This window comes from Deltaproteobacteria bacterium RBG_16_64_85 (genome assembly GCA_001798885.1).
Classification (GTDB): Bacteria; Desulfobacterota; Deferrimicrobia; order Deferrimicrobiales; family Deferrimicrobiaceae; genus FEB-35.
Genome location: MGQW01000086.1, coordinates 73,060 through 88,207, shown reverse-complemented (window position 1 = coordinate 88,207; position 15,148 = coordinate 73,060). Strand labels below are relative to the sequence as shown.

13 protein-coding genes are annotated in these 15,148 nt (G+C 62.5%); all 13 read right to left on the bottom strand.

What is annotated here, in order from left to right; translation table 11 throughout:
* Window positions 1–2,224: hypothetical protein (locus tag A2Z13_01085; GenBank protein OGP76428.1), on the bottom strand; the 2,224-nt coding region annotated here is incomplete at its 3' end.
* Window positions 2,225–2,270: 46 nt separating this feature from the next.
* A complete protein-coding gene (locus tag A2Z13_01080) occupies window positions 2,271–2,969 on the bottom strand; it encodes a hypothetical protein (GenBank protein OGP76427.1) in 699 nt (232 codons plus the stop codon).
* Between the two features lie 13 nt (window positions 2,970–2,982).
* Window positions 2,983–3,630 carry a PHP domain-containing protein gene (locus tag A2Z13_01075; protein ID OGP76426.1) on the bottom strand — a complete coding sequence of 216 codons (648 nt, stop codon included), beginning with the start codon at window positions 3,628–3,630 and terminating at the stop codon, window positions 2,983–2,985.
* On the bottom strand, window positions 3,627–5,183 hold the full coding sequence (locus A2Z13_01070) for a hypothetical protein (protein OGP76425.1): 1,557 nt from the start codon (window positions 5,181–5,183) through the stop codon (window positions 3,627–3,629). Before A2Z13_01070 ends, A2Z13_01075 begins: the two co-directional genes overlap by 4 nt.
* 11 nt (window positions 5,184–5,194) lie before the next feature.
* The gene (locus tag A2Z13_01065) at window positions 5,195–6,994 is read right to left on the bottom strand and encodes a hypothetical protein (GenBank protein ID OGP76424.1); all 1,800 of its coding nucleotides are present in this window, start codon (window positions 6,992–6,994) and stop codon (window positions 5,195–5,197) included.
* A 77-nt stretch (window positions 6,995–7,071) separates the two neighbouring features.
* Window positions 7,072–7,548: a hypothetical protein gene (locus A2Z13_01060; protein OGP76423.1), complete on the bottom strand. Its 477-nt coding sequence runs from the start codon at window positions 7,546–7,548 to the stop codon at window positions 7,072–7,074.
* Window positions 7,549–7,552: 4 nt separating this feature from the next.
* Window positions 7,553–8,875, bottom strand: coding sequence for a tRNA (N6-isopentenyl adenosine(37)-C2)-methylthiotransferase MiaB (locus A2Z13_01055; protein OGP76422.1), 1,323 nt, complete (start codon window positions 8,873–8,875; stop codon window positions 7,553–7,555).
* Window positions 8,876–8,938: 63 nt separating this feature from the next.
* Entirely contained in the window at window positions 8,939–9,745 is an 807-nt protein-coding gene (locus tag A2Z13_01050) for a CoA-transferase (protein ID OGP76421.1), read from the bottom strand.
* Window positions 9,746–9,974: 229 nt separating this feature from the next.
* Window positions 9,975–10,937 (bottom strand): CoA-transferase, encoded by a 963-nt coding sequence (locus tag A2Z13_01045; GenBank protein OGP76438.1) that lies wholly within the window; start codon window positions 10,935–10,937, stop codon window positions 9,975–9,977.
* A gap of 5 nt (window positions 10,938–10,942) precedes the next feature.
* Window positions 10,943–11,938, bottom strand: a complete 996-nt coding sequence (locus A2Z13_01040; protein OGP76420.1) for a GTPase — start codon at window positions 11,936–11,938, stop codon at window positions 10,943–10,945.
* Between the two features lie 183 nt (window positions 11,939–12,121).
* Window positions 12,122–13,267 (bottom strand): acyl-CoA dehydrogenase, encoded by a 1,146-nt coding sequence (locus tag A2Z13_01035; protein ID OGP76419.1) that lies wholly within the window; start codon window positions 13,265–13,267, stop codon window positions 12,122–12,124.
* Between the two features lie 9 nt (window positions 13,268–13,276).
* A complete protein-coding gene (locus A2Z13_01030; protein OGP76437.1) occupies window positions 13,277–13,708 on the bottom strand; it encodes a nucleotide-binding protein in 432 nt (143 codons plus the stop codon).
* 131 nt (window positions 13,709–13,839) lie between these two features.
* A complete protein-coding gene (locus tag A2Z13_01025; protein ID OGP76418.1) occupies window positions 13,840–15,126 on the bottom strand; it encodes an acetyl-CoA acetyltransferase in 1,287 nt (428 codons plus the stop codon).
* Window positions 15,127–15,148 lie beyond the last annotated feature (22 nt).

Here is a 15,148-nt window from a genome sequence, read left to right as displayed (position 1 = left end):
AAACCTCCCACATCCGCCCTTCGAAATCCTTTCCCGGCAATTCGGCCGTGAAGGTACCGTACATCGGCCATCGCTCCCCGATCATTCCCGGTGCCGAAAGCGTCATGAAGAATTCAATCCTTTCGTCACGTTCGCATCCCAGTTCGGCGAACGGGATCCCCATCTCAAGAATCTTGTCGAACGCGGCGACGATCGTTTCCGGCCTGGAGACGGATTCTTTTTCGTGAGAGGTTTCCCCGATCGACCCCGATGTGAAGGCCATCGTCCGGTCGGAAATGCCAATCACCAGTGAAAACTTTCGGTTTTTTGCAGGGAACAGGAACTCCACCTCGATCGAAGGACAACTCTCTTGAACAAGAGGCACGAAATCGGCCCTCAAGAAGATGCGGGATTCATCGAAGCCGTAATATAGACATGAAAGGACCCCGTGCCCTGCCCTGTGCATGGTGCCGAATCCGGGGTTGGGGATGTACCGGGCAGCGGCGCTCCATTCGAAATAGGAGCTGATGTTCCCGTTGATCTTGGGGTGAATATACGCCCTTGGGCTGGAAAGGAGGCTGGTCCCTTCCGGCATCCGGTCGAGACGGATAATGGGGATGTCAAGGGAATCCGGCGCGGTTTCAGTCATTTCCCGATATGCCGCCTTGAGGTGGTTGCGGAATAAACGATCGAACTCCGGGCCATGCGGAGTGAAATGGTCGTCACCATACCACCAGCACCAATCGGAGCCTTCCGCGACGAACAGGTGTTCACGGGAGCGTTCCATGGATGGCAACAAGGTTTTTCCTGTCTTGACGGCCTGGTCGTGTCGCAACTGCCACAAGGCTCTTGCACGGGACAACATCGACCACGCCGTGCGATCCTCCTCATGCCCGATCCAGATGTTAAAGGTCCCGTCGATCCAGGAGCCCGTAGGAATCGATGGCAAATCTTCTATATAATTACCCATATGAAGTGATTCAGATAATGTAACACAGGAGATTTCCGGGGAAAGTTTTCCCAATCTGTCCATGAGTGTTTGGAGAAACAAACGTCCGGAGTCGTAGAAATATTCCCAAGCGTTTTCTCCGTCCAGTATCACCGGAATAACGTAGGATTCTTTTTTAAGTTTTGATGGCAAAGATGATAATTTACTACCTATCTCATTGATTTTATGAACGAAATTATTGGCTGCTTCGACGGCATCCCACCGGGAGTATTCAAAGCCGATGAGGTCGGAGAGGTAATGGTCGCGGAAAAAGAGATGGATGGATCCGGAGGGTGTATTTGCCCGGTAGGGTCTGTAGAGCCAATCCGGATCCGCGGGCACGCCTTCGGCGTCCCGGAGGACCGGCTTCCCTCCCAATACCTTGGAGAGAAGCCCTTCATCCGTGGCGGCCCAGCGGAAGCCCGCGCGAGCGGCGAGTTCCATCGTCGCAGGGCTGATCGATCCCTCGGAGGGCCACATCCCGTCGGGGTACGAACCGAACAGGGAATGGAACGTCTCGCGTCCTGTGACCATCTGTTCCAGGGCGTCCGCGGGGTAGGCGAAGGGCACCTTGGGCAAAGGGGCGCCCGGCAGGGCGTCTTGGGCCGCGCGGGTATCGATGAGAAGCGGAAGGATCGGATGGTACATCGGTGTGGTGGAGAGCTCTCCCTCGTCCCCTTCCAGCAGTTTCCGGTACTCCGGTATTACCGTCGCCATGACTTCGACCTGCCGGTTCAGGATGTAGGCCTTCTCCCGTTCCGTGTATCCCCTCCCCTTTCTCCACAAACGGGAAAGTTCGTCGTCCTCCTCCCGGAGCAACGGGTGAAACCACGTCAGGTTGAAGAGGGTCATGAGATCGGTGTATTCGGACGCGCCGAATCCGCCACGGATGCCCTGCTTCCCGACCGCCCGCCGAGCGGTTTCCTGGCGCATGTAGAGATCGGCGTATCGTGGCTGGGGCAGGATCATGGTCGGAGGGAAGGCGGAGAAGAAATTCCGCAGGAGGAACTCCTCCTCGTCGCGCGTCAGGTCGAGGGCGTTCTTCCGCGACAAGGTCAGGAAGATGTCCTCCGCCCCGTTCTCCACGTAGTCCTGGAGCTGGATCAACAGGGAGGGGACGAGGTTGAAGGTGTGCCTGACCGCCGGGAACTCCCGGAAGATGCGGGGAAGGGCGGCGTAATCCTTGATGGCGTGGAGACGGACCCAGGGGAGAATGTAGGTTCCCGTTTCCGGGTCCTTGTAGTAAGGCTGGTGCATGTGCCAGAGAAAACAGAGAGAAATTTTCATCCGGCGCCCGCTCCCTCTACTCCGCCTGGGCGAGCTTGATCTCGATCAGCTCCTTCGTTCGCGGGTCGGCTGTTTCAACGAGAATCTGCCGGTATAACGCGGCCGCTTCCTGCTTTCGCCCCGAGAGCGCCATCGCCCTGGCCTGTCCCATCTGCGCCTGCGCTCGCAATTCGCCGCCGGCGGCTTCGGCCGCCTCCCGATAAGCCTCCGAGGCAGCTCCAAAGTCGCCCTTCGCCTCTAGCGCATGCGCCAGTCCCGTGCGGAGGAGGAACGGCATGACCTCGTCCATTTTGCTTTCCTTACTCGCCGCGCGGAACTGCGTAACGCTCACGTCGTATTTCCCGCGAAGGAAGGCGATGCTGCCGAGGTAATACCTTGCGTAGGCAGCGGCGATGGTTCCGGGATGCTGGTTGACGTGCGTGGACAGGAACTGCTCCAAACGGGCAAGCTTTTCGTCGTCCGCCATGGACGGGGCCTGCAGAACCTCCCTCGCGCGGTTCAGGTGCGGCCAAAGGTCACGGCTTGCCTTGTTTTCTTCCCAGCGGAAGTACGTCTGCGCGCCGAAGACACCCACGAGCAGAAGCAGCAACCCCCCGCCGGCGGACAGCATCTTCGAGCGGTTTTCCAGGACCCATGCCACCGCCCTGCTGAAGGCCGAGATGAATTCGTCCGGGCCTTTCAGGTCCTTGCGGGTGTACCTGATCTTTTCCGCCACAGGTTCTCCCTGTTTATCGTTTGCCTTCCACCAGTTCCCTGGCGTTTTCCTGCATCCGTGCCGCGTCCCGATCCGAGAGGCCTGCCCCGCGGATGATCCGGATCGCGGTCTCCCACGGGGTGAAATCCCCCGGTGAATGCGAATCGCTATTGTACACCAGGCGGGCACCGCATTTCACCGCCAGGCGGGCGACGTGGCCGTTGGTCAGGGAATGGCCATGACGCGCCGAGATTTCCAGCAAGACACCGTTCTTCTTTGCCAGCAGGACTTCCGCTTCCGTGATCAAACCGGGATGCGCGAGGATGTCGGCCCCGGCCTGGATGGCCGCCAGGTTGGTCCCCCCGGGCACCGGCTCCACGATGGTCTCCCCGTGCACGGTGACGACCTTCGCACCCCTCTCCCGCGCCAGCGCCACGAGGGAAGCGATCATCCGGGGAGGAACGTGGGTGATTTCCACCCCGGGAAAGACCTTCGCGGCGACCTTTCCGCGCAACTCCCCGCAGAAGTGCGAGATCCGCTCCAGTACATACTCCAGGTTCGAAGGATCGGCGTGGTCGGTGATCGCGAGGTGGGTGTAACCGGCGAAGAGCGCCCGCGAAACGACTTCGGAGGGGATCAGCTCCCCGTCGCTGAAGGTCGAATGCATGTGGAGGTCGATCATCCTTTCTCTCCTTCGAGGTATTGCCGCACGACGCGCGCGAGCGCGTCCCGGATCTCCTCCGGCGACAACCGCTCCATCTCCTGAACCTTGAGGGAGCCCCCGAGCTTCTCGATGCGGTTCTGGAACAGGCGGAGCGTGTTCTCCCCCAGGCCGAAGTTGGTGAAGGTCTTCCCCATCACCGCGAGAACGACCCTGGCGTCCACCCCGCGTGTGTAGTCGGATACGGCAAGCAGCCCCTCGAGGGAGCTCGATACTTCGTCCTTCAGGAAGGCGATGATCCCTACGGGACGGGGAGCGATCGCGTACCATACGGGAGAGGTCGACCGCAGGTAGGGAAAAGCATAGAGCATCAGGGAGTTCCCCTGCCCGACGCGGATCCTCCCGAACATTCCAATGGGGAATCCTTCCTTGCGCCGGAGGGCGAAGAACGCGCTGTCCACCTCGAACTCGCGGAACTGGCCCAGTGCCAGGACGATGCCTTCCAGGAGCGAGGAGTCCGGGAGGAAAAAAGCGATCTGCCCCATGGTTCCGTCGGTGTACCCGCTTCGCTCCTCCATCCGGCTGCGCATGCGGGCAAGTTCCTCGGGAGGGAGAAATTCGCTTTTCGTGGAAAGGGTTTCGAACACCCCGATCTTCAGGATTCCGCGGCTCTTTAGCTGCAGAAGCGTCTCGTAGACCAGAAGATCGGGAGAACTGCAATTGTTAACGATGTCCTCCACGCGGTTGCAGAACTCCGCCAGCAGGAGAATCTCCCGTACCGCGCCCCCCGCGCCCGCGACGGACCGAACGTCCTTCGCGATCACGACGGACTCGTTCACGGCGGGTTTCCGGCTGCCGAGCTTCTCGAGCTCGTCGTACTGCCGCATCCCCTCCATGACCATGCGCTCGCTCGGTGCGTGGATCGTGCGGCGGACCCCCACCTTGCCGGGGATGAACCGGAACTTCCCTTGCCGGAGCGGGATTATGCGGAAGAGCGCCTTCTCGCCGACGATGTTCTGGGTGACGGCGGAGACGATCTCTCCCCTCTCGATGTAGATCGAGCCCGAGATCCCGTCCCCTTCCACCTGGATGATCCCGCTCTTCTGGTTCAGTGACAGCATCTGCCAGAGGTCGGGAAGGAAGACCTGTGCAAGGTTCCCGCCGATCTCGGAATCCCCGGAAAACACCTCCGAGAGGGAGTCCCGGAACAGCGTCCGCTGGATCCGGAGGAGGATCTCTTCCTCGTGGAACGGCCTGCGGATGAACTCGTCGTCCCCAGCCCGGAATCCGGAGACGCTTTGCTCCTTGTCGCTCAGGAAGAAGATCGGGATCGCATTCGTGTTCGGGTTGGTGCGCAGGATCTGGACCAGCCTCTCCGGCCCCAGCACTCCGACCGAGAGGTCGAGCAGCAGGATGTCGGGACGCTTGAGAAGGGCCTCGGCAAGGGCCTTGCTGCCGTCGACGGCCTCGATCACCTCCATCCCCTTCTCCCTCAGAAAGTGGCTCAGGGCCTGGCGGGACTTCTCGGAAGGATCCGCGATCAGGACTTTTTTCGCCGTGGTGGTTGCCGGCATGGCTCCCTCGCCTAGAAGTTTCCCTGCAGGAGGTACATCTCCTGGACCTTCTCCATCATCGCCTCCACAAGCCACTCGTCGGCAGTGTTGAAGCCACACACCTCCTCCTGCCGGCCGGCGGCAAAGAGCCCGTAGGCGCCGTTCTCTTTCAGGTAGAGGACGATCTCCTTTTCCATTAAACGTTCGTCGTCGGCGGCCATGTACATCAGGTTCTTCGCGTCGAACCGTGTGCTTCCGGACTGCCCGACGATGTAGATGTTGCGGCCGGGCGGCGCCTCGGTTCCGTAGGAGAGAAAGATCTGCTTGAAGATCTCCGGCCGCGGGCCGGCGGCGATCACGATCCCCCTCGCCTCTCCGCCGGAAGCCACGTCTTGCGCGACCGATTCGACGATCCGGAAGAACATCTCCCGAGGAAGGGAGAAATGGCCGTTTCGACCGAGGTCCTGCCGGATGCGGGTGAAGTAGGGGACCTCCTCACCCTTTCGGAGCAGGTCGTAGTATTCGGGCTTGCCGACCAGGACGTCGAACGCATCCCAGAACGATTTCTCCACGAGGCGCAGCCGGTGGAGCGGGCTCATCTGCTGCCGGAGATACTTGTCTTCCGAGAGACGGGAGAGTTCCTGGAAGTCATTCCCGTCGCGCGGGTATGTGGCGGAAACGAAGAAGGGATGGAGGGCGAATTCCCCCCCGAGGAACCGGATCCCCCCGACGTCGCGGACAGCCTTCCGCAGCCTCCGCAATGCCAGCATCGACCCGAAGTAGTCCGTCTCGGGGAGGACGATGCAGAAGCGGCCGGGATCGACGCGTGCAATGAGGTCGGAGTCGCGGAGCACCTTTCGGACCGCCTCGACCGTCCTCGCGAGCGCGCCGGCAACGAGGCTTTCCCGGGTCTGCTCCATCAGGAAGGCGAAGTTTTCAATTGCCAGGAAGATCAGGGAAAGCGGCCGCCGGAACCGGGTTGCCTTGTAGCGCTCCTTCTCGAAGTAGTCCGCCAGGAATGCCGCGGAATAGGCGCGCGTCTCCGGATCGCGGAGGGAGATCTTCTCGATGCGGACCAGCCGGTCGACGGTCTTCAGGGAAGACGCGGCGTAATCGCCGATGATCCGGGCGATGTACCGGTCGCTCTCGCTGAACGGCTTGCGGTCGACCCGCTCGCCCAGCTTGACCAGACCGATCGCCTTTTCCTGGAAGACGAGGGGTACGTACAGCGACGTCGCACGCTCCCGGTTGGGAGGGTCCGGACGGTTTGCCGCCGAAGGTGCGAGAAACGGCATCCCCTTCCAGATCGATTCGGCCCACTCCGTCTGGGAGAGGAAGAATCGCGACCCTTCCCGGTCGATGCTGATGACTCCCCTCACCGAGGCGATCATCATCTCGTCGGAGTCGGGTGGGGAGGCCAGCCAGATGATGCAGCTCTCGGCGCCCAGTTCGCGGACGAAGGTATCGGTGATCTGCGCCAGCAGTTTCTCCTTGTCCAGCGAGGTCATGATCTTCAGACATTGCTGGTACAGCGAGGCGAGCGAATAATACTCGAGGCTTTCCGCAAGGAGTTGCCGCTCCATCGTGGGCCCCCCGTCTTCCGGAAAATCGGTCCAGAGGACCCAGCGTGCGACTTCGCGAAGCGGCGGTTCTCCCCGGAAAAAGAGAACGGGGGGGGCACTTTTCCCTTCCCGCCGGAAAACTTCCAGGATCTCGGGGCGGGCACACTCGATCGACGCGGCGACGGCGCTGTAGGCGGACAGGTCCATCCCTCCACCGTTCAGCTGGGAGGGAGGGAGGAATTCGAATTCCACCGGGTGCTCCCGGACCACAAGACGTATTTCGCGAGCTGCGCCGGCATCCTCCTGAACCACCAGTATGCGCGTGACGCTCATGAGCTCGCGGCAGGCTACATCTTGTACTTGCTGAAGTCTTCGGGGTCCATCTTCTCCAGCAGCTCGGCCCACTTGTCCTTTTCCTGCCCGGTACCCGCTCCCGCCTCTATGCGGACGGCCTTCTCGATGACCGGCTCGTGGACGAGAATGGGGGCTCCCAGACGGATCGCAATGGCGAGCGCGTCGCTGGGGCGGGAATCGATCACCAGCGTCTTCCCGCCGACCTCGAGATGGAGCGCGGCGTAGTAGGTGTTTTCCTTGATGTCGGTGATCTCGATTTTCAGCAGGCGTATGCCCAGCTGGTCCATGACGCTCTTGAAGAGGTCATGGGTCATCGGGCGTGGGAGCTGAACCTTCTCCAGTCCCACCGCGATGGCGTTGGCTTCGAGAATGCCGATCCAGATGGGGAGAATGTTCTGATTGTTCATGTCCCGAAGGATGACAATCGGCGACTGGGTCGCCGGGTCGATCGTGATTCCCACGACCTGCATTTCCTTAACCACGAGAGTCTCCTTCCGCACCCGAGAGGGAATGGGCTCCGGCGGACCGTATGAAGACCTTCCGGAAAGGCCCTGTCAGGGTTTCTTTTGGTGAAAAGTTCACGACTTTGTGACAAGAGGTGCGCCCGCACAATTGCCCGTCGTCTCTTGCGCTTCTCCCCTCGATGAGGATCTCCATTTCTTTTCCGACGCAGGCCGTGAGACGCTCGCGCGTGTGCGCGTCCTGCAGGGATTGGAGACGGTGGAGCCGCCGGGCGGCAACATCCGTCGGGATGGCGCCCGGGAGGGTCGCGGCGAGGGTTCCAGGCCGGGGAGAAAACTTGAAGGAGAAAGCGAAATCGTAGCGGACCTCTTCCATGATGGAGAGGGTCTCATCGAAATCGGCTTCCGTCTCGCCCGGGAAACCGACGATGAAATCGGACGAGAAGCCGATCCCGGGCCTCGCCCTCCGCAATGGATCGACCTTCTCCAGGTACTCTTTGCGCGAGTACCCCCGCCCCATGGCCGACAGGATCCGGTCGGAGCCCGACTGGATGGGAAGATGGAGGTGCGAACAAAGCGCCTCGATTTCGCCGAAAAGGCCGATGGTTTCCGGATCGAGGTCCTTCGGATGGGCGGTGAGGAACCGGATCCGCGCGATTCCGGGAATGCGGGCGATCCGCCGGAGCAGCTCGGGGAATGGGATTTCCCCCTCCTTTCTTCCGTAGGAATTCACGTTCTGCCCTAACAGGATCACTTCGGCCACCCCGCGGTCCGCAAGCCTCCGGACCTCTCCCAGGATTTCCTTCGAGGGACGGCTGATCTCCCTCCCCCGCACATAGGGGACGATGCAGTAGGAGCAGTAGTTGTCGCATCCCTGCATGATCGTTACCATCGCGCTGGCCGCACCGACGGGAAGGTAGGGGGTCACTTCCCAGTGACTCGTGTCCCCCGAGAAATCGATTTCTATTGAGGGTTTCGTCTTTTCCGCCCTTCGGACGAGGTCGGGAAGGCGCGCGATGTTGTGGGTCCCGAAGACGATATCCACGTGGGGCGCCCTTTCGGCAAGCCGCAGCCCCTCCTGCTGCGCCAGGCACCCCCCAACGGCCACAATCCGCCCCTTGCGGGCACTCTTCCACCGTCGCAGCCCTCCGAGGGCGCTGCGGATCTTCTGATCCGCTTTCTCGCGGACGCTGCAGGTGTTGAGGAGGACCAGGTCCGCCTCCGCAAGAGAGGACGCCGGGCGGTAATCCACCGATTCAAGGAGGGAAACCATCCGCGCCGAATCCACCTCGTTCATCTGGCAGCCGAACGTCTCGATGTAAACGAGCTTTGGCATAGCATTTTATTATAGCATCCGGGAGGGGCTATTCAACGACGGCGCTGGTGGGGTCGAATCGGTTCAGGCGATCGCCGACATCCGTTCCCCGCGGATGATGATTCGGGAGGGGTCGATCTCTTCCCGCAGGAGGCGCAGTTCGTCCTCGGTGGGTGGGTGAATTTCGGTGACGGTCTTCGCGACGAGGGGCCGGAAGGCCATTTCCTTGACCACGTCCTCGGGGTTCAGCCCGCGCAGAACCGACAGGAGGGTCATCTCCCTGTTGCGATCGTCGAAGCCGAAGAGCGCTTTCGACGTCACGACCCGGTAGGGCCCGGTGTCTTTCGGCAGGCCCGCCTTCTCGCGGGCCCCGGGCCCCGTCAGGAATCCGGGGGAGGTGAGGAATTCCACTTTCGGCACGAAGCGGCGCCCCTCGTGCCTGATGATGATGACCGTCCTCCAGCAGTGGGAGGCGACCTGATTCCCCCCGCCGCTTCCGGCAAACCGCCGCTCGGGCTTCTCGAAGGTCCCCCCGAGGTAGGTGGAGTTGATGTTCCCGTACGGGTCGATCTGCAGCGCGCCGAGCATCCCGTAATCCATATATCCTGAGGCGGAATAGGCGAACGCCCAGTTCATGTTGAGCCACTGCAGCGACCGGTAGGTGTTCTGCGGTCCTCCCATCGTTCCCCGGACGAACGGGAGGATCGACTGCGGCCCAACGGCACCGAACTCGAAGAGCTGGACGACGTTGGGAACGTAGAGCTTCTGCGCGAGGATGGCCACGATCTGAGGGATCCCCCACCCCACGAAGAAGGTCTTGCCGTCCTCGAGCAGGCGCGCTCCCTGGGCGATCATGAACTCCGTGTCGGTGAACTCTACCGTCCGCGACATCGTTCTCCTCCATTTTGCCGCAAGCGGCTGCTGTAAGCGCCCCAAACGGATGGCGCATGCCGCAGGAGGGTCCGGCGGAGCCGCCGCAGGAGGGGGGCGAAGTGAGGTAAAGCGCAGCCGTGCGGGTCCACCACACGGCGAGCCACGAACGGAGTCCCCTTCCGAGGCGGCGCAGCCGAAGAGGGGTCCGGCGCACGCTGCGCGATGGAATGGAGTCGTACGTGAAGATTCATCGGTACCCCTCGATGATCGTGGCTCGTCCGCGGAGCTCCTTCATCCTGGCGGCGCCGACGCGATTGTCGAGGAACTCCTCGTGGTCGGCCACGCTGTAGATGTTCTCGTCGAGGTAGTTCTTCATCTGCTCGTCGTTCCGGATCGCGTTCAGCCGGTCCACGTGCTCGAGGTCGATCTCGTACCGGGCCGGCATGGCCCCCGGGTAGGCGCCGAAAGGGGCGTGGACCACCGCGTCGACGAGGAAGTACGGGATCGTCGTCCGCATCGGGTCCTTGCGGAACTCGTCCGGGGTGACGATCTCCTCCGCCGACACGATGACGCGATGGGAGGCCAAGGCCGCCTCGAGGGCGAAAAGGTTCGTGCCGAAGATCCGGGCGTCTCCGTGGATGTCCACCTGGTGGACGTGGATGAATGCGACGTCCGGGTTGAGGGCCGGCACCAGGCATATCGGCAGCTTGGTGTACGGATCCTCGATCACCTTCGCCGCCGAAACGGCCAGGTTGTCCGACCCCAGAAGATCCCGTGTGGGAAGGAAGGGAACGCCGCGAGCCCCGGCCAGGATGCGGAGCGCCAGCCCTCCGTTGGTCCACTCGTATACCTTGACGCGCCCGTCGCATACCGCCTGGCCGATGTAGTTGCCGTATCCCAGGAACCCCACGTCGATCCGGGTGGCGCACCCCGCGCCCGTCAGCAGCGCCGACTCGTGAAGAGTGAACTCCGCGCCGATCCAGAGGTCCTTCTTCTTCTGCCGGATGACCTCCCGGATCAGCGCCTGCGGACCGCGCGTCAGGCTGGAAAAATCGTAAACGATGTAGTCCCCGTCTCTGACGAACCGGGAAACGGCATCCTTGGCTTCGCAGAGCTTGTCCGCAGGCTTCCGGCTCTTCTTGTCGCGAACGAACTCCCGGAATTCGTCCGGGTGCTCGAACCGGTACTCGACCTTCCCTTCCTGGCGGATCCGGCTCACTTCTTCTTCCCCTTCCCCGCGTTGCGCCGCTCCCCCTCCACGAGGTGGAACGCGTAACTATGGTCGACGACCTTCTCCACGACGGAATAGGGGTCTCTCCGTTTCCGGACGATCTCGTCGATCAGCGGGTCCAGGAGGTTGTGCCGCTCGAGGTCGTCCACCGCTTTCTCGAGCAGTTTTTTCTTCAAGATCTCCAGCAGCTCCACCCGCGCCTTTCCCGTCCGGTATCGGCCGAGGTTCTCCTCCCGGTAAATGAACTGGCGGTGCCGGTCGATCGCCTCCAGGAGATCGGGGAGCCCGGATCCGTTCTGGGCGACCGCCGGAAGGACGAGAGGGATCCAGTCCCCTTCCCCGTATTCGTTCATCGACACCATCGTCTCCAGCTCCCGGCGGGTCTTGTCCGCCCCCTCGCGGTCCGACTTGTTGACGACGAAGATGTCGGCGATCTCGAGGATCCCGGCCTTGATGGCCTGGATGTCGTCCCCCAGCCCCGGCACGACGACGACGAGGTTGGTGTGGGCCACCTTGACGATCTCCACCTCGTCCTGCCCGACCCCGACGGTCTCGATGATCACGACGTCCTTCCCCATGGCGTCCATCACATTGACGATGTCGATGGTCGACTTGGAGAGGCCGCCCAGGTGCCCCCGGGTGGCGAGGCTGCGGATGAAAACGCCCTCGTCGAGGGTGTGCTTCTGCATGCGGATCCGGTCGCCGAGGATCGCCCCGCCGGTGAACGGACTGGTCGGGTCGACGGCGACGATCCCCACCGTCTTTCCCTGCTTTCGCAGAAGATCGATGAGGCCGTCGGCGAGGGTCGACTTCCCCGCGCCGGGAGCCCCGGTGATCCCCAGGATGTAGGCCCGCCCGGTGTGCTTGTAGAGCCGCTTCAGCACCCGGTGCGCGGCCGGGATCTCATCGTCCAGGTCCCGCATGAGTCTCGCCGCGACGCGTACGTCACCGGCGAGAATGTCCTTTAACGATACCGTCATCGAATAAAGCCGCTCCTTGCGTCGTTATCTCACGCCGAAGAGAGGCACTGCTCCCGCTCGGACATCGCGTCCGCGCATTGCCCGCCTCGCCCGCCTGTCGCCCGAATCTCTGCGGGCTTTTCCCCTCTTCGTCGTCGGCGGGCTCGGAGCTTGAACCCTCGGTATGTACTCTGCCGGTTGGGTTCAAGCTCCCCGGACCAGCCGCCTGGCGATGATCAGGCGCTGGATTTCGGAAGTGCCTTCCCCGATCTCGCACAGTTTGGCGTCCCGCATGAACCGCTCCACGGGGTATTCCTGGATGTACCCGTAGCCGCCCAGGATCTGCACCGTCTTGATCGTGGCCCGCATCGCGGCCTCGGAGGCGAAGAGCTTGGCCATGGCGGCCTCCTGGACGTACGGCTTCCCCGCGTCCTTGAGGTACGCGGCCCGCAGGGTGAGGAGTTCCCCCGCCTCGAGCTCCGTTCCCATGTCCGCGAACATCCACTGGATCGCCTGGAACTCCGCGATCGCCTGGCCGAACTGCCGGCGCTCCTTCGCATACGCGATGGCCTCCTCCATGGCGCCGAGCCCGATGCCCGCCGAGAGGGCGGCGATCGAGATGCGCCCCCCCGCCAGATTCCGCATCGTGTCCCGGAAACCGGAATGGACTGCGCCGATGACGCTCCCGGGCCGGACCTCGAGATCCTCGAACACCAGCTCCGCCGTGTCGGAAGATCGCATCCCCAGCTTGTCGAGCTTCTTGCCGACGGACAGCCCTTTTGACCCCGCCTCGACGAGGAAGGCAGTCACCCCGTCCCTCCCCTTCTCCTTGTCGGTCACCGCGAGGATTACGAATACGGAGGCCACGCTCCCCTGGGTGATGAACATCTTGCTGCCGTTGATCACCCAGCGGTCTCCCTTCCACTCCGCCTTCGTTCGCATGTTGAGAGAATCGGAGCCCGACCCGGGCTCCGTCAGGGCCCAGGCCCCGAGCATCCTGCCGGAGGCCAGCTCCGGGAGGTACTTCCTCCGGATCGCCTCCGATCCGAACGCCAGGATGTGGGCCGTGCAGAGGGAATTGTGGGAGGCCACGGTGAGCCCCAGGGAGCCGTCTCCTTTCCCGATCTCTTCCACGGCAATCGCGTAGCCGATGGTATCCATCCCCGAGCCTCCATACTCCTCGGGGACCATGGCGCCCAGGATGCCCAGCTCGCCAAGTTTCGCAACGGTCTCAAAAGGAAACTTCCCTTCTTCATCCCACTGCCGCGCGTGGGGACGGACCTCCTTCTCGACGAAGGATCGGAGCATGTCTCGCAAGGCAATGTGCTCCGGCTTGAGCCGGAAATCCATCGGGCCCCCCTAACCGACCGGCACGAAGTAGACGTCGGTGGGCTTGAGCTGCGAGTTGCGGCGGAACTTCGCCCGGATCTTCATCCCGATCCGGATGTCTTCCGGCCCTTCGACGCCGATCAGCCGCGCCAGGAGCAGCGTGTCCACGCCGTCGAACTCCACGAGGACCAGGTGGAACGGGGTTTCCTTCAGGAACTCCTCGCTGCCGAAGTAGCACGTGGTGAACGTGTGCACCCGGCCCTCCTGGGGAAGCTCCACCCACTTGGTCTCCTTGCCGCATCGCGTGCAGTGCAGCCGCGGAGTGGCATAGGTGTAGTCGCACCTCCCGCAGCGGGTCCCCAGGAGCTTCCTGTTCGCCAGCCCCGCGAAAAACGGCGAGTCCTGTCCGTAGGAGTGGATGTATTCGACGTAGTAGGGGTGCTTGATGACGATGGGGGACATCGACTTCAGGGTATTCAGGTCCTTCGGGAACGGAATGTTGAAGACCGTGGTCCCCGTCATCACCTCTTCGAGCTTGGCCGCAGGGTTGCGACGCGGGGGGTTTTTCGCCTTGGGATCGTTCTTCGCCATGATTACCACCCCCGTTCCAGGATCGACACGGTGACATAGGTGCCCGTGCCGGCGTGGCTGTGGATGAGTCCGCGATTGGCCTTCTTCAACTGGAGCTCCGGCGACCCGTAGTGCTTCTTGATGGTCCCCTGGATCTGCCAGAAGGCGAAGACCGCCTGCATGAGGCCCGTCGCACCGACCGGGTGGCCGCACGCGATCAGACCCCCCGAGGGATTGACGGGGATCGTCCCCTTCGTCTTGAGCTTCAGTCCGTATTCGATCTGAGGCATGAAGGGGTGCCCCTCCTCGACGAACTTCCCGCCTTCGCCGTACTTGCAGAGGGCCAGGTCCTCGTACGTCTGGATCTCCGACGAGGTGTAGGCGTCGTGCAGCTCCACGAAGTCGATCTCCCGGACCGGGTCCGTGATCCCCGCCATCTTGTAGGCCTGAAGCCCGGCGGAACGGCCCGCCCGGAAGGAGTGGACGCCCGGGTACTTCAGCTTCTTGTAGTCGCTCTTCTTTTCATTGGGGGCGAGGATCACCTCCCCGTGCGGCCGGTCGGCCATCCGCATCATGTCCGTACCTGTCCCGACCCCGGTGATCTTCACCGGCCGGTCCGTAAGCCGGAACGCCGCCTCCTCGCTGGCCAGGATGCAGGCCGCCGCACCGTCCGACATGACGCAGATGTCCAGAAGCGTCAGGGGATAGGCCACCATCTCGGAGTTGCGGACGTCCTGGATCGTGAGCCTTTTCCGCTTCTGGGCATACGGGTTGTTGTAGGCATTCATATGGTTTTTCACCGATACCATCGCCATCTGCTCGACGGTGGTCCCGAACTCGTGGATATGCCGGTTGACCATCATCGCGTAGTACCCCGAGTAGAAGCCCCCGACGGGATAGTCGAAGTTCACGTCGGACGCCAGCGCGATGAACTCGTTCCCTTTCCACGTCTGGACGTGGGACATCGTCTCGAAGCCGAACGCGAGGCAGACGTCCATCCTTCCCGAGGCGACGGATTCCCACGCCGCCTGAAAGCACAGACCCCCGGTGGCCCCGCCCCCCTCGATCCGCTTGTTCGGCTTGGGGCACATGCCCAGGTAGTCCGTGGCCATGATCCCCGCCATCAGCTGCCGGGTGAAGTGGTCCGAGAAGTAGGACCCCACCGACCCCTCGATCATCGAGGGTTTCAGCCGGGGAACGTCGCCCATCGTGTAGTCGAACGCCTCTTTCACCATTTTCTGGAACGTCGCGTCGGGCCGGGCCTTCTCGAACTTGCTGACCCCCCCGGATACCATATAGACAGGTCTCACGTGCTCCCCTCCTGATGGGAAT